Origin of the sequence: Kocuria sp. ZOR0020 (genome assembly GCF_000800955.1) — a bacterium.
Classification (GTDB): Bacteria; Actinomycetota; Actinomycetes; order Actinomycetales; family Micrococcaceae; genus Kocuria; species Kocuria subflava.
The window spans coordinates 1-351 of sequence record NZ_JROX01000350.1 but is presented as its reverse complement, the minus strand read 5'-3'; the positions used below and the strand labels follow the sequence as shown (position 1 = coordinate 351).

The 351-nt window shown below is 71.2% G+C and carries 1 protein-coding gene; it reads left to right on the top strand.

The annotated features are described in order from the left end of the window. The coding region (locus L979_RS13690; protein ID WP_047692798.1) for an ISL3 family transposase at nucleotides 1-351 on the top strand (351 nt) is incomplete at both ends.

Here is a 351-nt window from a genome sequence, read left to right as displayed (position 1 = left end):
CCCGCCGCGGCGACAAGTACGTCACCGTGATCATCGACCTCACCCCAGTGCGAGATGGCACCGGCCCGGCACGGCTGCTGGACAAGGTCGAAGGACGCTCCAAGCAGGCGTTCAAGACCTGGCTGGCCGACCGCCCGCAGGAGTGGCGCGACGCGATCGAGGTGGTCGCGATGGACGGGTTCACCGGCTTCAAGACCGCCACCGCCGAGGCGCTGCCCGACGCGGTCGCGGTGATGGATCCCTTCCACGTCGTCCGGCTGGCCGGCGATGCACTGGACCGTTGCCGCCGCCGGGTCCAGCAGCACACCCAGGGCCACCGCGGCCGCAAGGACGACCCGCTATACCGGGCGC